The 18,552-nt window shown below is 51.7% G+C and carries 21 protein-coding genes and 1 pseudogene; 11 read left to right on the plus strand and 11 right to left on the minus strand.

From position 1 onward, the window contains the following. Positions 1-52: 52 nt before the first annotated feature. The 5 genes from VGS11_07255 to VGS11_07275 all read left to right on the plus strand — a co-directional run bounded on the left by VGS11_07255 (position 53) and on the right by VGS11_07275 (position 3,735). Positions 53-286 carry a hypothetical protein gene (locus VGS11_07255; protein HEV2119882.1) on the plus strand — a complete coding sequence of 78 codons (234 nt, stop codon included), beginning with the start codon at positions 53-55 and terminating at the stop codon, positions 284-286. Positions 287-450: 164 nt separating this feature from the next. After that, on the plus strand, positions 451-1,911 hold the full coding sequence (locus tag VGS11_07260; protein HEV2119883.1) for a hypothetical protein: 1,461 nt from the start codon (positions 451-453) through the stop codon (positions 1,909-1,911). Between the two features lie 86 nt (positions 1,912-1,997). Further along, complete coding sequence (locus VGS11_07265; protein HEV2119884.1) at positions 1,998-2,303, plus strand: hypothetical protein; 306 nt, start codon at positions 1,998-2,000, stop codon at positions 2,301-2,303. A 252-nt stretch (positions 2,304-2,555) separates the two neighbouring features. Beyond that, positions 2,556-3,122, plus strand: a complete 567-nt coding sequence (locus tag VGS11_07270; protein ID HEV2119885.1) for a hypothetical protein — start codon at positions 2,556-2,558, stop codon at positions 3,120-3,122. A gap of 301 nt (positions 3,123-3,423) precedes the next feature. Beyond that, positions 3,424-3,735, plus strand: coding sequence for a hypothetical protein (locus VGS11_07275; protein ID HEV2119886.1), 312 nt, complete (start codon positions 3,424-3,426; stop codon positions 3,733-3,735). Positions 3,736-3,749: 14 nt separating this feature from the next. On the opposite strand, the gene VGS11_07280 is transcribed toward VGS11_07275, so the two are convergent. After that, the gene (locus VGS11_07280; GenBank protein ID HEV2119887.1) at positions 3,750-4,643 is read right to left on the minus strand and encodes a fibronectin type III domain-containing protein; all 894 of its coding nucleotides are present in this window, start codon (positions 4,641-4,643) and stop codon (positions 3,750-3,752) included. 61 nt (positions 4,644-4,704) lie between these two features. Further along, positions 4,705-6,711: a S9 family peptidase gene (locus tag VGS11_07285; GenBank protein ID HEV2119888.1), complete on the minus strand. Its 2,007-nt coding sequence runs from the start codon at positions 6,709-6,711 to the stop codon at positions 4,705-4,707. Here VGS11_07285 and VGS11_07290 point away from each other — a divergent pair. Beyond that, complete coding sequence (locus VGS11_07290) at positions 6,689-7,162, plus strand: hypothetical protein (GenBank protein HEV2119889.1); 474 nt, start codon at positions 6,689-6,691, stop codon at positions 7,160-7,162. The two genes, VGS11_07285 and VGS11_07290, sit on opposite strands and share 23 nt — an antisense overlap. A gap of 114 nt (positions 7,163-7,276) precedes the next feature. Here the strand turns inward: VGS11_07290 and VGS11_07295 are convergent, their stop codons facing one another. The 4 genes from VGS11_07295 to VGS11_07310 form a co-directional block, all read right to left on the minus strand. Next, complete coding sequence (locus tag VGS11_07295) at positions 7,277-7,510, minus strand: hypothetical protein (protein ID HEV2119890.1); 234 nt, start codon at positions 7,508-7,510, stop codon at positions 7,277-7,279. Between the two features lie 33 nt (positions 7,511-7,543). Further along, the gene (locus tag VGS11_07300) at positions 7,544-8,182 is read right to left on the minus strand and encodes a hypothetical protein (protein ID HEV2119891.1); all 639 of its coding nucleotides are present in this window, start codon (positions 8,180-8,182) and stop codon (positions 7,544-7,546) included. Between the two features lie 100 nt (positions 8,183-8,282). Further along, complete coding sequence (locus VGS11_07305) at positions 8,283-10,142, minus strand: hypothetical protein (GenBank protein ID HEV2119892.1); 1,860 nt, start codon at positions 10,140-10,142, stop codon at positions 8,283-8,285. 202 nt (positions 10,143-10,344) lie between these two features. Next, on the minus strand, positions 10,345-10,731 hold the full coding sequence (locus VGS11_07310; protein HEV2119893.1) for a hypothetical protein: 387 nt from the start codon (positions 10,729-10,731) through the stop codon (positions 10,345-10,347). Between the two features lie 100 nt (positions 10,732-10,831). Between VGS11_07310 and VGS11_07315 the strand changes: the two genes are divergently transcribed. After that, the gene (locus tag VGS11_07315) at positions 10,832-11,041 is read left to right on the plus strand and encodes a VapB-type antitoxin (protein ID HEV2119894.1); all 210 of its coding nucleotides are present in this window, start codon (positions 10,832-10,834) and stop codon (positions 11,039-11,041) included. Positions 11,042-11,049: 8 nt separating this feature from the next. Continuing rightward, positions 11,050-11,442 (plus strand): PIN domain-containing protein, encoded by a 393-nt coding sequence (locus VGS11_07320; protein ID HEV2119895.1) that lies wholly within the window; start codon positions 11,050-11,052, stop codon positions 11,440-11,442. Positions 11,443-11,456: 14 nt separating this feature from the next. On the opposite strand, the gene VGS11_07325 is transcribed toward VGS11_07320, so the two are convergent. Then, positions 11,457-11,927, minus strand: a complete 471-nt coding sequence (locus VGS11_07325) for a hypothetical protein (protein HEV2119896.1) — start codon at positions 11,925-11,927, stop codon at positions 11,457-11,459. A gap of 36 nt (positions 11,928-11,963) precedes the next feature. Between VGS11_07325 and VGS11_07330 the strand changes: the two are divergent. Continuing rightward, positions 11,964-12,197 (plus strand): annotated as a pseudogene (locus VGS11_07330) (type I restriction enzyme endonuclease domain-containing protein). A 110-nt stretch (positions 12,198-12,307) separates the two neighbouring features. On the opposite strand, the gene VGS11_07335 reads toward VGS11_07330, so the two are convergent. From VGS11_07335 to VGS11_07345, 3 genes are all read right to left on the minus strand, one after another. Next, a complete protein-coding gene (locus VGS11_07335; GenBank protein HEV2119897.1) occupies positions 12,308-12,817 on the minus strand; it encodes a hypothetical protein in 510 nt (169 codons plus the stop codon). Between the two features lie 128 nt (positions 12,818-12,945). Further along, a complete protein-coding gene (locus tag VGS11_07340) occupies positions 12,946-13,680 on the minus strand; it encodes a nuclease-related domain-containing protein (GenBank protein HEV2119898.1) in 735 nt (244 codons plus the stop codon). A gap of 76 nt (positions 13,681-13,756) precedes the next feature. Next, on the minus strand, positions 13,757-15,199 hold the full coding sequence (locus tag VGS11_07345; GenBank protein HEV2119899.1) for a hypothetical protein: 1,443 nt from the start codon (positions 15,197-15,199) through the stop codon (positions 13,757-13,759). A 216-nt stretch (positions 15,200-15,415) separates the two neighbouring features. Here VGS11_07345 and VGS11_07350 point away from each other — a divergent pair, with 216 nt between their 5' ends. Next, positions 15,416-15,595, plus strand: a complete 180-nt coding sequence (locus VGS11_07350) for a hypothetical protein (protein ID HEV2119900.1) — start codon at positions 15,416-15,418, stop codon at positions 15,593-15,595. A 504-nt stretch (positions 15,596-16,099) separates the two neighbouring features. Here the strand turns inward: VGS11_07350 and VGS11_07355 are convergent. Continuing rightward, positions 16,100-16,561, minus strand: a complete 462-nt coding sequence (locus tag VGS11_07355) for a hypothetical protein (protein HEV2119901.1) — start codon at positions 16,559-16,561, stop codon at positions 16,100-16,102. A 120-nt stretch (positions 16,562-16,681) separates the two neighbouring features. Between VGS11_07355 and VGS11_07360 the strand changes: the two genes are divergently transcribed. Continuing rightward, entirely contained in the window at positions 16,682-18,538 is a 1,857-nt protein-coding gene (locus tag VGS11_07360; protein ID HEV2119902.1) for a hypothetical protein, read from the plus strand. The last annotated feature ends 14 nt before the right edge of the window (positions 18,539-18,552 follow it).

Raw genomic sequence — 18,552 nt, forward strand, 5'->3', positions numbered from 1 at the left:
AAACCTTTTTCTTACCGTAGTTCAACACCGCTCCCAGAGAAGTATTCGCACGTTGAAGACAGCTGACAAAACAGATACTTGGTGGGAGAGAGCTAACAAGAAGCTCGCCGAATCTACACTCAAGACAAGATTCACACTTAACAAGGAGGGCAGAGTCGAGGTCAACCCTCCAGTTCTCCCAGAGGACTATGAAGAGACACGATTGCTCTTCGAAATAGTGGACGATGTCTTCGCGATGATCGAAGAGGAACGGGAAGAAGCAGAGCTCGACGAGCCAGACAACTAGACACTTTCCGAAGAGACCTCTTTCTGCCGTTCGAGAAGAGTCCCTCCCGACTCTACGAGTCCAAGATACAAGAATCAACCTGCAGATGCCGAAGGGAAGCTCCTTCAGAGAAGATTTCCGCACTGTCTAAATACTGGACATTTCCACGTTTTCGTGATAAGCTCATGTCCAAGTCAGCTTGGGGAGTGACCGTCCTTGCGGTTCTACTCGCTATCCTTGTCCTATCTCCCGCAATTATCTCGGCTCGAGCCACACCAACCTCATACGTGCCTGGAGTGACTCCTGGACAGTGGGCCAAATACAAGGTCCTCTATGACTCCTGCTCTGCATCCGACCCTACCTATTGTGCAACGTCCGGCCCCAAAGGCTTGGATGTCGACTATGGCTTACTCCAGATCGAAACGGTTTCCGGATCCACTGTTACCCTAAGTCTGCTATCCGTTTACAAGAATGGAACAAGCTCGCATACAGGAATCATGGCGGATGTCTCATCTGGAACCATTAATGGCACCGGACTGGGAGGCAGCTCCAGCGCCGACTATTTTGTTCTCGCCACAGGCCTCACAGCTACCGACCCGATTTGGAAGACCTCAGTGAACCCCGCACCGACGCTCAACACCACCAAAACCGCGACGGTCGTAGGCAGTCCTAGAACTGTCAATGATCTCAATTATTCACTCTCATACACTAGCATGTTCGGGAGCTTTTCCTCGGCGACCGGGTATTCATTCGACCAAGCATCAGGACTTTTTGTCGAAATCGCTGTCTCATTCTCTTCAACATTACCAACTGGAAGCAGCGAGTTTGCTTTCGCAATTGGAATGATTGACAACAACATTTGGCATGCCTCGTACTTGCCGGACTATGGCCTCAACGCGAACCCAACTACTCTAAGCATTACTGGAACAGCGACTGGTACCGCTTCGATTACTCCGTCCCGGTTGTATGCGTTTTCGGCTAAGATCGACCTCAAGGCCACCGCATCTGCTAGCGGCGTAACCTGTTCACTCTCTCCCAACACTCTCGATAAGAGCCTCTCTGACTCTTCCACTCTATCATGCTCTGGTTCTCCTGGATCGTACACCGTAACAGTCCAAGGAAATGGTAGCTACCTCATTCGCACCGTTGCAGTCTCGGTCAACATCGTTTCTTCGTCCAACTCGAATCCGGACTTCCAGATATCGTCAAGTGGAGGAATTAATTTCCAGACGGGAGGTTCTGGCACTTCTACGATCACGATAACTGCCCAGAACGGCTACAGCGCAGCTACGAATCTCGAAATTAGCAGCACTCCGTCCGGTCTCACATGTAACCTCAGCAAGAATACTGTCTCCGGATATGGTACTTCGACCCTTACGTGTTCGGGTCCACCGGGAACCTACACGGTGACAGTCAAGGCGACCGGCGGAGGCACTACACATTCCACTCAGACAACAGTGACTGTCAACAGTGCTGCGACACCTACTCAGCCAGCTAGCAGCCTCCCGATGTCGTACGTCTACGCTGGAGTAGGCATTGCCGCAGCCGCCGCTGCCGGAGTTCTCGGCTTCCTTTTCCTCAGGAAAAAGCCGGGCGAGGCTGGCGCCGCAACCAGCGACGCCACAGCAACGGCTACCCAAGCGTAAATTCGCGCCTGATCCTCCAGCGTGAGTCGTGAAGCCCTGACATCGGGTACACGCGATTAAAGACCGACGGATACATCACTCGCCGATTGCGAATCGTCTTGGCTTCTACCGGACGCTTTGGCTGGTTCCTTATCGGCGTGATAATCGGCGCGATAATACTCCAGCTCTACAATGGAATAGTCGGGTTTCTACCGGGCTGGCTTAGAACCGGAGCAGTCATTGTCAGATTCATAATCAGTCTCGTCGCCTGGTTCGGCCTGATGCTCGCAGTCGCCAGCGTTCTCGGATGGCGAGTCGTAAGAAAAGACCAGATGAACTACCTCCTAGTCGGATTCGGCGCCATCATCGTCACCCTGGAGTTATTGCTTGCCATACCCTTCGGTCTTGCCTGAGCATTTTTCGATATGTCGTAATTCGAGAATATCGAGTTTCGAGAATTTTGAATCCCTGTATATAGTGTTAAATTCGAACCGCGTATGCGTGTGTGAGTATGCCGGTTATAGATTTCAATCCTAGGCTACCGGCATTATCGAATGAATACGGGACGGCAGAAGAAAGAATCAGTGGCACGATCGAGAACGCCGAAGGGGGGCGCTGTGATACGAAATACCCCAGATGGAAAGGGAGGTTTGAGAATGAGAAAAATGGTTAGAATAGTCCCCATCTCTATCGGAATGATAGTTCTTCTGATGGTTATGTCCCCGGTACTGGCTTCGTCGAACGGGCCAACTGTCAAGATCCTTGGAAACGACTCGTCACGGATTAACGAGAGAGTTCTCAGCACTTACCATTTCGGCCCTGGCAGGATACACGTTATGCCAGGAGGCATGTTAACGTTCACTAATATCGGAACTTGTAGTGTTCCAGCCGACTGCACCCACACGATAAGCATCGTCGATGATTCGCAGCTTCCTGTGAATGTCACTCAAGTCTTTGCATGCCTCTTCGACTTCCCTGGAACGGTCTGTGGTGTTATCTCCAGCGCACACTTCCCGCAGGGACCCACGGGTCCGGTGAATCCGGTGGCCAATGTCACTGGTGAGCCTTCTGGATTCCGGGGAGGGAACTCGTTTCTGATAAATCATGGACAGACACTTGACATCGGTATCACGGCACCGACTGGCACTACAATTCACTACATGTGCGCTATTCATCCTTGGATGCAGGGCGCGATTATTGTGGGACAGGATGCGACAAACACGGGAGAGTAGTTGTACGAGAGGATTCCAATCCTCTCTCCTCTTTTTCAACTTCCGAATACTAGGCGGTCATTAGCCTCGCCATAGAGGCTCATTTGTCAGATAGACACTTCGAGCGCCTGCTTTCTTGGGCGGATGTAGTGCGGTTGCACGTGGGGAGGAGGTCTCTGGGGAGTACGCTTCCCTCGTCGGTTTCGGCACCATCACCACTCTATTCGCCTAGGTCCGTCTTCCAGAAAGACCGGGTAGGTGACGGTGGATCACATTTGATTAAGAACCTAGAGGGACGCGGACAGGAGAACAGCGAGTCACAATGGCCTTCACAGAACGCTTTAGCTGGTTCCTGAGAGGCGTAATCCTAGGAATCGTAGTCATAGTAGTCTACTATCTAGCCTCAATTTTCGTGATTTTTCCCGGATTTCGTGGGGAGCCGACACTGGCGATTATCATTGCCTTAATTGAGCTGGTAGCCTGGTTCGGACTGATGCTCGCGGTGGGCGGGGTTCTCGGATGGCGAATCATACGAAAGGATCATGTGAACTATCTCCTTGTCGGGTTCGGCACGGTAATCATCACCCAACAATTAGTAGATTACGTACAGTTCGCCGTCAGCTGGTTAAGATAGAGTGGGTAGCCCGTCTAGCTTGACCTGAGAGATTGGCGTCTTCTAAGGAAAAATATCAAGGTAGCGGTGGACGCCACGATTCCGGTGAGAAGAATATGCCAGTATTCTAGGATCGAAGAGAAGATCTGGTTCGGGTTCTGGTTTATCACTGGACCTGGAGTTGGCCCTGTCGTCGGGTTAGAAGGCGGGACGGTTGCTTGTGTCGCGACCAATGTTCTAGGACCTAGCCAGTAGTCTCCTTGGTCATTGATCGCATCAACCCGGAAGTCATAGTTCGTTCCTGGTGTCAACCCGGTGACGATCACGGTATGTGTTGTGTTGGAGATTGTGAGCCACAGATCGTAGGACAGAGAGCCACCTATGCGGTATGCGACGGTGTGGGAACCGTCCTTTGTGTTGGTCCATGTCAGGGTTAGGCTGGTGGTGCCTACGTTGGAGGCGATGAGTGCGCTGTTGTCTGGCCATGGATGGGTGAAAGGGTCCGTCGGCACGTCAACAAACATTACCATTAGCTCACCTATGACAAATCCTGGCCATGGAGGACACGACTTGTCTTCGGGTATGCAGAGAATGAGATCTCTTCCGACCCACTGAATGTACGACCTTTCTTGCAGTTCTTCCTGGACTTCGTCCTGCACCAATATTTTGCTCAGATCTGAAAGTCCTACGGTATAGCTTATCCTAACTGTTACGCTCCGTTCCATGTTGAACACTTGGGAAACCTGAATTCCCGCAACGTGGGACGTGTGCCTAGCTATGGTTGATAGATCCTTTTCTAAAACGGTCCTGAATGGATAGTTCGATTCTGCCCGAGCAAATGGCAAGCTCGACATGCCGTTGAGCGACAGAAAGACTAGAAAGATTATCGTGACAAGCTTTGTTTTCGAAATTCCCAACTTAGCTGCCACTAATCACCGCTTCACTTGTTTACTTGCAGTTCAATCTCATAATCTTAGCTGAGGTCCCTGGTTAGCGCTGTCCTAGAGCCATATCTAGGAATCTTGCTGCTCGCTTGAAGGAGTCTATCTCGTTCTCCCGTTTTACAAACCCATGTCCTTCGTTTTCGTAGATTTTGACCTCGACTGTTACTCCGTTTTTCCGTGCTGCTTCGGCCATCTGTTGTGTTTCTTCGACTGGGCATCGGATGTCGTGTCGGCCAGCGAGCAGGAGGAGGGGTGCACGTATTCGGTCTGCGAAGAATAGTGGCGAGCGGTCTTGCCAGAGGTCGCGATCCTGTACCGGGTTGCCCATCAACCATTCATCGTTTTTCTGTAGCACCGGGTCTTCGTTCATGTGGGCTGTGAACCAGTTGGCGAGGGGGACGATGCTAACGCCGGCCGCCCATATCTCTGGAGTTTTTGTGAGAGCCATCAAGGTCAGATATCCTCCCCAAGACCCGCCCATTACTGCGATTCTTTCTTGATCGACGTAGCCTGTTGTTTTGAGGTAGTCGACTGCGGCGACGAGGTCGTTTAGATCGCCTTTGCCAGCGTCTTTTCGGAGGGATTCCATGAAGACGCGTCCGTAGCCTGTTGATCCGCGGTAGTTTGGGGCGATGATGATGTATCCGTGGCTTGCGAGGTACTGGATGTTAGGGTACCAGCTGTTGAAGTGTTGCCACTGGGGTCCCCCGTGAATGTAGACGATGGCTGGGTGTGAATGGTCGGGTTTGATGTTTGGAGGTACGTAGAGAAAGCTGGAGATGGGGGTCTGGTCTTGGGCCGGGTAAATGATTAGGTGTGGTTGGACGAAGTTGTCCTGGTTTAATCCCCCGACGAGTGAGTAGGTGATTTGTTTGAGGGTGCGGGCTTTGAGATCGTAAATCCAGATATCATGCGGACTATCGCCTGATGCGTGGATAATCGCGAGCTGTTTGCCGTCTGGACTAAACTTGGCGGCGCGTATGACTCCGTGGCCCGGTGGGATCTCTTCCTCTTTTCCGTCGAGGTCCCTGATGTAGAGGTGGATGTTGCCCGCCTGGTTGACAAGGTAGGCATACTTGTCCTCTGCTGGGCTTGTGTCTACTAGCTGGCTGTCCCAATCCTGGAGGGTAAGCCACTGGAACTCTGCGCTCTCCTTAAGATCCATTAGAGCGACTGCTTCGATTCCCTTGTCGTTCGCATTGCTGGTAACATAGACTCGTTTGTTGTCCCGGGTCCAGCCGCCGACGATGCTGGTCGAGCGATCGTCTATTACAGAGAGAACTGTCTCGCGACCCGTCTCCATATCATGGACGCTGACGCCGGTGTACTGGTAGTTTCTTGTTCGGCAGAAGGCGAGTTTTTTTCCGTCAGGGCTTGGCTCGATTGCTTCGCAGTCGCCAGTCTCGCTGCTGATTATCTTCTTGACTGTTCCTGTCGCGAGGTCGTGGTGGAAGATAGGATAGGTTCCGGGTATGTCGCGCTCGGCCGCGTAAACGAGCGAGCGGCTGTCAGGGCTCCATTTCATGTCTCGATAACCGATCTTCTCCGTCATCGTGATATTCCGAGTCGTGTTCTCTGTCAGATCCAATAGGTAGAGGTTGGGCTTCTCATCGCCCTGATAGTCCTGGGAGTAGAGGAGGTGCCGGCCGTCGGGAGAGGGGTCGGCTAGATCATTCCTCTCATCACTGACTGTTAGCTGGACGGGCCAACCGCCCGCGCTTGGCACGCGCCAGATATTGTATCTTCCAGTAATATTCGTCTCGAAATAGATATGCTCACCATCAACCGACCAGCGGAGGGTGAACATGGAACGCGTGTAGTAGAGCGTGTCGATGTCCAACGGACGATAGGCTGGGTTAGATGGACTACTGACTGCGTCACTAGCCAGTTTCGACGCGGGTGTAGGAATCATTTGTCCGAAAGTGCCGAAACCGGAATAGTTAGAACTATCGGAGAAGATAATCATCTCAACGTGAGGATACCCGATGGGAGTTGTGCCTTCTGAAGGTAGCGTTGTCCAGTTTCCCTTCTTGGAGAGGCTAGAGCGAATCAACAGCGTCTACCTCCACAAGGACAGAACACGCCTCGGTTACGGTCTGTTCATCACAGACGACAGGATAGTTGGGCTGAGGGGGAGCCGTCTATACTGGCTTGTCACAATTCTCCACACGATGGTAGTCCCTTCCGGATCAATCCTCGGGATATTCTATCCCCCATTCGGCGAGGGACTCGGACCACTCCTTCTTCTTCTCGCTCTCTTTATAGTCGAGCTTGCGTGGATTGGTATCGACTGGTTGCTGGTGGTTCCAGCTATCGATCGCATCTTTCGCGGGAGAGATTTCTCGATCGACGAATTGGAAGAGAGGAAGGACTTTGAAGCTAGGAGAAGTGTTGTCTGGGAGATAGAGGTCAAGCAGGGCAAAGATGCTTTCAGCGGGGCGGGTCGAGTTCAGGCTCAGATCGGGTCGAGGGTTCAACCTTCGAATCTTGTGGACGAGGAGTAATAGCCGACGGTTTGAGGAAATGTTCGGACTGATCGAGACCCTTACAGGTTGCCAGCCCATCTACAACCATAAGGGCTGGGCAATATGGAGACTCAATTAGATCTTTTCATCGGTTCAATCCAGGCTTTTCATCCTACGCTTCCAGACGGCCGGAAACAGTCCAAAGAGGAATATTACCAAGCCCAATATCGTCAGGTACAAGCCGAAAGTCTTGGGACAAACGACTCCCGAGGGTGGCGGGGGAGCACAGATCGGGGTGCTAAATTGGACTTGTGCTCCGTAGAGCGCGAGGCCGAGTCCCACGATTTCTACGACGAGTTCAACGAAGCGTCGGCTGATAGTAACCACAACCCCCCACCCAAGGAATAGTTGACTTTTTTCTTATTTCGCTATCTCGGTGGCTTTTTGAAGGCGTTCGATTCTCTGGTTAACCGTGGGCCAAAGATGGAAACGTTTCCGCGGATATCCCGTGGCAGAGATTGCTTCTCCATATTTTGCCAGAGTCGCTAGAAGTTCTTGTTTTCCGAACTTGTCTGCTGTTCGTCTATCAGCATCATAGAAGAGGCGTCTCCAGCGTCTTCTGATGTATAAACCGAGCACAATGCCTGAGTAAAGCACGTAGAGAGCCATAATGGTCAGCAGGAGCTCGAGGTAATAGGGTCCTCTGCCAGAACGGAATAGAGCGATCAAGGCGAAGGCGAGGGGAAAGGGCGCAGGGGCGAGCGGTAGGAGCAGGTGCAGTGCGGGGTCGCGACCGTCGTCTCGCAATAGGACGTAGTTGTAGATTATCTCTGGTGCCAGCAATGTCTTCCAATCTTCAGGTGTCAACTGGCCCTTGAAGCTCTGAGGGAGTCGTACCTCTCCGTACCTCACAACCACAAGGTGGGAACGAATATCATTGTCCCAGATGACCGCGTCTGGTTCGGGCTTGGTTATTCCAAGCTGACGAAATAGCTCGCCAGCATACTTCAGAATCTTCTCATCATCTGGACTGTTAGAGACATCTTGAGCGGGAGGCACAATCTCTCTCTTGCATCTATGATTATAAGTGGCGAGGGTGCTAGGCCGGAAAAACAAGAAAGAGGGGATTGCCAGTCCTTGGGGCTGGCGCTTTGGGGGTTTAGCTGGCGTTGATGTTGAATATGGCGATGAATATGTCGCTGTCGAATTTGCCTGGCGTGACGCCTGTGTAGACCGCGTATATCGTACCATCGTTTGTGATGAGGTCGTTGTTGTAGTCGCCGATGAAGGCGCCGTCGCGGAACGCGTTGTCAAGGTTTGATGCGAACTGTGCGATCAATGTCTCCTTCCATGTTACCAGGTCGGTGCTGGTGCCAACTGTCGCGCGTGCTAGTTTGTTCGGGACAGGGGTGTTGTCGTAGCGTCTGTCTTGGTATAGGACGGCTACTTGGCCTTTCTGATTTACGGAGACCCATGGATAGAACTGGTCCTTGTTGTTCACCGTGCCAGGTGCTTTGTCCTGGTTCACCTGTATTGGCTCTGTCCATGATGATCCCTGGTTGTCTGATCTGATGATGAACACGTCGTTGTCTGTCATCTTGCCAGCTGGGCATGCGTAGCCTGATGATCTTGGACCGACAGTTACGCCTGAGAACTCGCCTTGGTGTGCTCGATCGTCTGCCCAGGCGATGTAGAGCTTGTCATTGGCAGCGTTTGTCCCGTCGACTTTGATCGCAAATCCTTCAGTGGCCGCTAATCGGAAGTTACTGTTGCAGAGCGTGGATCTTCCTTGTCCGCCCGTGGTCTGTGTTGGGTAGTCTAAATTGGGTTGGTCGTAGACTGGGAATGTTGCCTGGAAGGGTCCGTCGACGCTGAAACCGGATCCGGGGTGGACTCTGCTGACGAGGTATTGGTCCCGTGAACTTGTTGCGCTGAATTCTCCGTTGATGAAGGTGACGTAGATGGTGCCATCGGTGCCGACTACTGGGACGGAGAACTGGTCTTCGACGCATCGGCCTGTATTTGCTGGGATGGCTGGGAACATGCAGTTTGTGTTGCCAGGCGCTCCGGTGACATCGATGGGGTTGGAGAACGTGTCCCCGCGGTCGTCCGAGTAGGCGAGCATGATCGGTGAACTCGTAGCGAACATGCCTGAGGGGTCGAGGTTGAACTGCGACCACGTGACATAGATGCGACCGTAGAACAGGCTAGTGGGGGTGTTGTCGACCGCTATCCATTCCTTGTCGTTGAATGTCATGCAGTTTTGGCCTGTGGGTCCGCCGTCATAGTATGTGATGGTTCGTATTCCGCCGCCTGTTGCAGTGGGTGTTGCGAGGAATCTGTTGATGACGGGCCGTGTCCAGTCGAGTCCGTTGCTTGATCGGTAGAGGAATACTCCGCTCGCGCAGTTGTCGTTAGCGAAACCGATGCTGGTATAGTAGTATTCATTGTATCTTGCGCCGTAGACCAAGGCCGGGTCTCCGGTGCCGATTGGCGGGGCTGAAAAGACACAGGTAGAGCCTGACCCGCCCGCGCAGAGAAGCGGGAAGGGTGGGAAGTATGTGGGTGAAGGGAACGCCGCTCCTTTGATGTGAGTGTAGACGCCTCCGCCTACCGGGCCTCCGATGCCATAGTCGTTTGCCCCAACTACGACAGTTCCAGTTGAGGGATTGGCTGTGACGGCAGGTTCGTCTTGTGGTCGCTGGTTGTAGTTCTGGTTGATCCGGTAGCTGTTTACTGTTTGTATGGGACCTACGTCTCCGCCGTTGTCATCGTGATGATCATCTCCCGTCTCTGGACCGGTATAGCCCATGCTGGTGACCTTGGCGAACATTGACAATGATGCGATATCAGAGAGGGCGGGTATTGCCTTAGGTGGGCTGGTCGGGTCCTGTCGGATAGGCTTGATCAGACTGGTGGCGAAGAGGGTCGAGGTTAGCAACATGACGATTAGCACAATAGCTATTTTGGTCGTGAAAGTCGTTGCGAGGATCTTGTGGAAATCTCTTTGACTAGACATTTCTTCTCTGTTTCGGGTCTCAGCATATTCTTCGCATAAAAGCGAAGTCTCGCACGCAGATATTTTCGGACCTCCAATGATTTCTAGACTCGATATTTTCGAGTTGCGATAATGTCGGGCCACGATACATTCAGACAAAGAAGATTCGATGACAGCTTGAACGGGGCGACCCGGGACTTCAAGCAAAGACCTGACACGTTGTTCATCGGCAACTAGAAGAGGAGGTTCCGGGTCTAAACTGCCAGAGCGCGAGGAGGAGTAGTCCACCCATGAATACTACGGTGCCGAGTACCGCGAAGTACGAGGCGAGTGCTTTGTTAAGGTAAGTCGCGTAGAACGCCAGCCCGAGTCCGGTGGCTGCGAGGATTACTGCCGCTGGGAGTTGGTACATTGCGCGCCTTATCGGGGTCCACTCTAGTGTAAATTGTTCCTGTCGCGCATCTTTTCGCCCGTTGACCCGGTTCCGGGTCACTGGCGGATTCATCGCATAAAAGGTAAGTCTCGCAGGGAAATATTCTCGGAAACCGATAATCTCGACAGGCGATAATTTAGAGCCACGATATATTCCGGTGAAGATGGCTTTGGTCACTTGATGCCAAAAGGCGGTGGTCTCGCGAGTCGGTGACTGCAGGAAGCGATTGTCCCAATATCTTAATAGGTGTAGTAGTAGAGAAGTATACTGGTATACCTTGGCATCGCCCGACAAGACCGTGAAGATCTCGCGAGAGACTCTGTCCCACCTAGAACATCTCCGGGACGAGATGAAGGCCGCGAGCATAGACGAAACCGTGAAGGCACTCATCAAGAGCCACCGTCGGAGGATTTTGGTCGGAGCCTTCGGGGCTGACAAAGGAAGGGTCAAGCCTTTCAGTGAAGATGACCGGGGTGAAGACCGGTAAGAATAGTCGTGGACGCTTACGCCTGGATAGAGTTCTTCCTAGGAACTCGGAAGGGAAGCAAGGTCAAAGAGCTGATCGAGACGGTTGAGGACGCGTATACCCCTGACACTGTTCTAGCTGAGCTGGCGAGAAAGTACTTTCGCGAGAGATCGCCTGAGAAACTCGTCAGAGAGAGACTGACAGCAATTCACGGTGCATCTCAGGTGCTCCGGATATCTTCGGAGTTGGCCGTTCAGGGGTCGAAAGCGTACCTGGACCTGTTCGAGCGGGCGAAGAAACGAAAGCTACAGTCGCCAAGCCTCTTTGACGGTCTCGTCCTCGGAGCAGCTCGCCTACACGATGCAAGGGTAGTTACCGGTGACCCCCACTTCGAGGACCTTCCCGAGACCATCTGGATCTAGCAAAACCAAGACGGCTATGCGGGCATTTTCGAGTAGTACTGTTTGAGCGTTCGCAGCATCTCTGGATCATGGTGTTCTTCGATGATAATCCGATATCCCTCGTCTTCCTCTCTAGTGACCAGCTGTTTGGTCGCGTAGACCTCACCAATGTAGCTGTCCTCCTCGATTATTCCGATTCCTTGTGGCCGGCGGCGGAGGACGTCGAAGACGATCTTGAGAAGATTATCCAGATCCTTCACGGGACGAGTGTCTGTTACAGTTGGTGAGCCCTTCCAGAGGAGGAAGACGACTGTTACCGCAACAAGTCTACCGGCCAGTTGTTGTCTGAGCCGTTCGAGATCGTCCTTGGACAGCCGTTCCTTGATGGCGTTGGCAAGCTTCTCCTTCTTCTCAACAGTATTCTGCCCGTTGCCTGGGGTTAACGGCTCGAACGGAGCAATGGTGAGGTCTAGAAGGGTCCTTTGAGCTTCGAGCTGTTGTGTCAAACACGCACGCTGGAATTCCAGACTGCGACCTAGGGAATTAGTGTTTTGGGAGATGAGACTCTGAGGAAAATCGCATTGGAATTGATACAAATGATGAGGAAAAGTGTGACAATAGACTGGACGCGAAGAGAGAGCGTACAAGCAGAAATTCGTCTTAAAGTCAAGAAAGTCCTGAGAAAATACGGCTATCCTCCCGACAAACAAGAGAGAGCAACTCAAACTGTACTGGAGCAAGCAGAACTGATAGCGAGAGATTGGGTACGTGCTTAGAGCAACCAGAGCTCCTAAATTGAAAGAGCGATTTTCCTCCACATGAGTCCCATCCCCAGCTAGAACAGAAGAAGAGTGCCTCGAGGCATTTGGGAGAGACGTTGAGTTCATCAAACCGGAGGTTGATAATGAACCGAGGACAAGTTGATGACGACAAAGGCTTCTTCCAATTTTCCGTAGCCATTTTCGTCTCTGAAGAGATCGAACCTCGGATTTGTGATCGCCTTGCCTGATTGGATACCCGTTAGAAGTACGTGGTATTTGCCTGCGTTCTTGCCCGTCTTGTTCCTGGACGCGAGTCTAACGAGTTCGAGCGAGGGAGTAATCCAATAAGAACCCGTCTGTTCCGAATGAAACATGAAGAGAAAGTTCTCCCGAGGCTCCTTGATTTCGAACGCCGCAATTCTTCCGGCGTCAATTGGTATACAGTCCTTTGACCTAGCCTTGATTTGGAGGTCAACATAGGCTGGTCTTCCATTGACAATTTTGCGAATGACACAATCTATTCCTTGATCGTCGATGAGTATCTGATAGACATGGTAGCTCCTCTTCAAGAGTTCAGATATCGCAGCGTATTCTTGTCGCTTTCCAAAGGAAGCGAGGCTTCGGTATGCACCCATAATAACAAGACTACTTTTGACCGGGTTAAATCCCTCGTGATACTGTCATCTTTCCTGCAACGATTCCAACGGGAAACCAGTTCGGATTATTTGGTCAAACCAAGAAGGGCAAAGAGACAAGCGTAAAACTATGCTTTGGGCATTCGGTTGCTCGCGAGAATCCTGTCTGCCAACTTGTCAGAATATGTTGCCGTCAATCGAAATCCTGGCTTTTGAGCCAGGAGAAAGCTGCAGATGTGGCCATTTTTCAAGACCGGGACTGTCGGGCTGTGCAACCACAATTGTACAGATGGATGGGCGAACACGATAATTGGATTAACGTCCGCTGTGAACCCAGACGAGTGAAGCAGATTAGCGAGGACTCTCGCGTTATTTCGAGCTTGAACACTTACACTAGAAACGTCATACTTCTGGCGTCTTCCTTGGAAGAACCATCTATCACCATAGCACACGTACTTACCCGAATAGTTCTTGGTCTCGATGACAAAGACCCCTGTGGGTCCGATCACGATGTGGTCGATGTTTCCCGAGCCTCCTGGAAGCATTACATCGTTTAGCAGAACGAACTCGTCGCTCAGGTGGGAGAGCTCCCAAGTTACTACCTCTTCGCCTTGGATGCCTTTCCTCGTGGGCGCACATTCCTGCCATGAGCTCAACGCTATCAACATGAGAACCAGTCCTGGCGTGAAAAACACAAATCCCGCAATGAATCCGGTTCCGGGATCCAAGAATTCGGTTAGTAATCCGGCTGGAACTGCCAAGCATATGAAACCAATCCCGTAAAGCCCGTATCGTCTGAGTCGTCTATTGCTTTCCTCGACTTTTCCCTTTGCGTAGTGTGATACTGGTTTGACTATCTTCAAACAAATGAAAAGCTGTGGAGCACAGACAATTAAGTCGCTAGGGAACAGCGCGGCCGGTTATCTGCCTCGCGTGGTTTCAACCAGCATCTCTTTTCGCCTTGGTGACTTTGGTCTGCTTGACGCGTAAGCATTCCGCGAGGGATCTTTTATGTGTAGTGCAGGCGATCAGGTCAAAGCGGTTGTCCAGGAAAGCCGCTTCGGCCCAGTTTGTCACCAAGCATTCATGACTATCGCCGTCGGTTGTACTTACCTGGAACTTTTGCCTGTCACTTGTGACCATGATTTTTTGAGGAAGAGGTGCTCCGAGTACTCGGCGTTCATTCCTGCGTTCATATGGGACTATTCGGTATATTCCCTGAGAAACATTAGAGGTATCCCAAGTCCAGGTGTAGCTGTCCCAATTTCCGAGCCATAGGTGGCTTTTATCAGGCTTCTTTTCATAAATCCAAGAGGATAGTTTTCTGTCTGGGTCGGCGGGCAAAGTGAATGGACCGCCGACGAGAATCCCGTCTAAGGTTTGAACTTCAAACATGTTGGAGCTTGGGAGGAACTTGCTTTCATCGCCCAAATTGGTGACCATGACATTTATCGGTTCTCCCACTTTGCATTGGACCCGGTCGACTGTCCAATCCCCCTTGCCCCAAGTAGGGCTCAGACGTTGAGCCATGACAATGAATGCTAAGGACGCAAGGAGCAAGAACGATACCAGGGTCGACAGAATCACCAAGGCTACTTCAGACAAATGGAAGAACAAGTAGAGCATCGCTAACTTCACACCAAGAATTGCAAACCCGAAGACGTAAAGAGAGGTCACAAGATTCTCATCGATAACCCTCTGACTAAAATCCACAAGCCATCTCCCAAGTCTCAGGATCTTGGCTCGGCGCGATTCACTTGTCCTGAACGTCGACAATGCCCAAGCCCATCGTGACAAGACCCGCACTCTGATAGATGATGTTCTAGTTCTGGCAGATCTCGATTTTGCCAGCATTATCGATTGCGAGATTGGGATAATTGAAAAAGCGACCAACAAGCCTAATGTGATGTATCCGTTGAGTGAGAGGGAGAGTGTTTGAGACACAACAGCAAGTCCCAAGCCAAAAACAGCGACTAGAAAGAAGAAATAGACGAGATCAGTATGCGACAGCTCGAACGATCTTTTGTATCGCTCGGAGATCTTCTCCGTCAACTCGAAGTTCATGACTCTTTCAAGTATCCTTGCCCTCCCTGCAACGGCGTCTTGGAATAGGCGATAGCTTCTCTCCACGTATCGCAGAGCTACTATTAGCAGCATCATCGACCCTATTGCGGCTAGCTTGACTTGATCGGTGAGCGCGTCTTTCCCGCCTATTGATGATGGCAGTAGAAATGAGTTAATAGCAAGTAGAGCCGTTACGACAGTGAATCCGTATTTTCTCAGGTCGCTAATTCGATCGTCAAAGTCCTTCAGGAGACTTCTTGCGGCCTTCCACTCTTCCAACCGATTAGTAGTAAGCGAGTCCGTCGACGTGAGGCTCAATGATTATCTTCAACATTCCGTAGACATTGATTTCCTCAATTATGGCTTGCCTTTCTTAGAACCTCGGCAAGTCAAGGAGACATTGCATTATCCCACGGAGTTCTCATTTTCCAACCCAGTGCAATTAGGATCTGATCTTGGAATGGTCAACACAATGGTCAAGGACCCTCAGATAGGAAGATCAATAGGAAGCTGGATAGAGAAAAGAAAGCTAGAATGAAACAAGATAGGAAAGCTCTACTTGACCCGTTAGATTCACTCGCTGATTCCCTAGCTCAGGTGCACACCCTGAAAGCCATAGAGCTCAAGAAGGAGCGGGACAAGCTTAACGATACGGCAGACAGGGTTTCGAATTTTTCCCGTCGAAAAGTTGTCATTAGAAATGATACGAAATGACAATCGCAAAATTAGGCTCTCGTTGGTCCGATGACGAATTTGTATTGGCCCTAGCGCTTTACAAAACTCCAGGTGTCAGACTTGACAAGAGAGATCCTAAAGTGGTTGAACTGGGTCAAATTACTGGTAGGACTTCTTCATCAATCGCGCGTCGGCTGGCAAATTATAGAGCAATTGACACAGAGAATCGCTCTGGACTTACCCATTATCCCCTAGGGGCAAAGAGAGCGTGGAAGCTGTTTGAAGGTCGGGATGAAATGCTTACGATCGAAGCGGCGAGATTGAAATGCAAACTCCTTGACCGAATTGCTGGAAGGTGACACCCTTAGTCAGTGTCTTTGATCGAAGGTAGGGTTTCGCGGGAGTAGGAATCTCATGATTCATGTGTAATCGATTCAACATCGGCAGAGCAGAAGAGTTTGAAGAACTGAAACCCAAACCGATGTTGTTCAGAACATTGTTCCACGGGAGCAGGGGCTAGAGGTTTTCGTAGAGTCGACCCTTTTACACGAGTACGGGAACTAGAAGTCCTAGAAAGACGCCGTAGACAATGTGTGCTAGCAAGCTGCTCGTCAAGCCTTTTGTTGTCATTCGGAAGCATCCTGCGGACTCGAACAATCCTCTAGTCAGATAGGGAGATACAATCCAGAGGACGATACTGTACACAACACCACAGACAACAGTCGGCAGAAGCAGAACTGCTGCTTGGGACAAGATAAGGAGAACAAGAAAGAGTATTCCTAGGATTGTTGCGTGGAACAGGTGCATTGCGACAGCCATCAATGCTCCCGGTCTTCTCTGGGTGAATTTTCTGATCAATACGGATACCATGACACTGTTCACCTGCCACTCCGCCACACCCTCCAATCCCCACTTTTTCCAGAAGGCAAATTCGAAAAGAGTCATCAGGACACCTGCAGCCAGGCCTGCGAGGCCTGCTCCTACGAGTCCGAGTGAAGGCGACATTCGACCGACACTTGAAACCGGCCATACTTTTATCCGCCTTCCAGCCCACAGTCTAAGCAGGCTTCTCACACGTTTCAAGAATATCCCAAGCCACGGTCATCGTTTTTTCGAGCGACCACCTTGGTGATCATCGCTCTTGCACTATCAGCGACAATACAGGATTCTCGTGCAATACCGGCTTCCCCCGCTTCCCAGGGTCCAACGACTAGCGCTTGGGTCAAGACCTACGGCTGGGTCGGTAACAGCGAAGCGCACTCGGCCGACAAGACCTCTGACGGGGGTTACATTGTTGCCGGTTCTACCAACGAGACCACATGGGCCATCCAAGGGTCACCCCCTTCGATTGGTTCTGATTCTGACGGGTGGATTCTCAAGCTAGACTCTTCAGGCAGCGTCCAGTGGCAACGATCCTACAGAACGACTGGTATCGATGCGTTGTTCAAGGTCAAACAGATCAGCGATGGCGGTTACATCGCCGTTGGCCTAACTCGTCTGCCAAACTGGGGAGATGTGAACGCGTGGGTGTTGAGGGTCGATTCTCAAGGAAACGTTCTCTGGGACAACTCGTATGGAGGCAGCCAGACAGAGCAAGCGAACGACGTTGTCCAGACGAGTGACGGAGGGTTCCTAGTCGTTGGCTTCACCTATTCGTTTGGAGGATTCCCAGCGTGGGCTTTGCGTCTCAACCAGGCGGGAGGAATAGTCTGGCAGAAAGGATACAACACGACAATCGGCGAAGCCGACGTTAGTTCGGTCGTAGCCACTTCCGACGGTGGATTCGTTATCGCTGGATCATATCGTTTTGATCACAACTCTGGTACGAGTTTCGTCGAGGCTTGGTTGGCCAAGATAGACGAGAACGGAAACCTCGTCTGGCAAAGGAGCTACGCGGGTGAGGGAAAAGGAGACCAGGCCTACTCCGTCAGCCAGACCTCTGACGGCGGCCTCGTGCTCGCCGGCTTTACAACCTCCTACGGGGACTCGTATGCAGCGATCTGGGTCCTGAGACTTGATGCGCAGGGCGGCATCATATGGCAGAAGGCGTACGGTGGTGGAGGCTTGAACTTTTTCGATCAGGCTTACTCTGTGGCCCAGCTTTCCGATGGCAGCTTCATCGTTGGCGGATCCTCGTCTAAAGCGGTGGTCCTAAAACTGGACTCGCAAGGAAACGTCGTTTGGAGTAGAGGATATGCCGCGGCTCAGTTCTGGCAGACCCTCCCGTCACCTGACGGCGGTGTTCTTCTCGAAGGGGGCGGTCTGGTCGAGTTTGGCAGTGGCAATGGCGGAATGGCGCTTGTTGTCAAGCTTGACCCCGACAACTTGATCGGACCGGGCTGCGACCTTGAGGGCCCGTTCAACGCCACAACGGTCGACAGCACCGCGGTCCCCGCCGCGACTCTACTTTCGAGCTTCAACACGCTAGCCCTGTTTTACCCTGTTAACGCTATCGTGAAGGACACCGCAACCACCATCTCCACGCTATGCAGCCAATTCGAGATGACGGCCACCCTAAGCGCGGATGCGCTAACACTGCACGCCCTCGACAAGGTGGCCATTCACGTCCACGCATCCAGCGACAACACTCCCCTCACCGGCGCAAACGTCACCCTGGACCGAAACGTTCCTGGGAACTTCTCCAAGACCACAGGTCTGACGGACAGCACTGGTAATCTGACGGTCTTTTACGGAGCCCCAAACGTCTCCACAGCTACCACCATAACGATCAACGTGACAATTTCCAAACAAGGTTACTGGACAAGCCAGAAGCTGATTCAACTAACAATGAACCCGCTTCAAAGAGTGTCACCAAACACGGCCTCGTCTATTCCGTGGCGCTATCTGATCGTAGGAAGCATAGTCCTCGGCTCAGTCCTAGGTCTGACAGCGATCTTCCTGGCCCGTGGTCGAAGGGCCAAAACCACCGAAACCCCTCCGAGCAGCCCATCTTTTATCGATGCAGATCCGCTCTTATCTTGAGGTCACAGGGAGGT

It is taken from the genome of Candidatus Bathyarchaeia archaeon (assembly GCA_035935655.1).
Taxonomy (GTDB): Archaea; Thermoproteota; Bathyarchaeia; order 40CM-2-53-6; family 40CM-2-53-6; genus 40CM-2-53-6.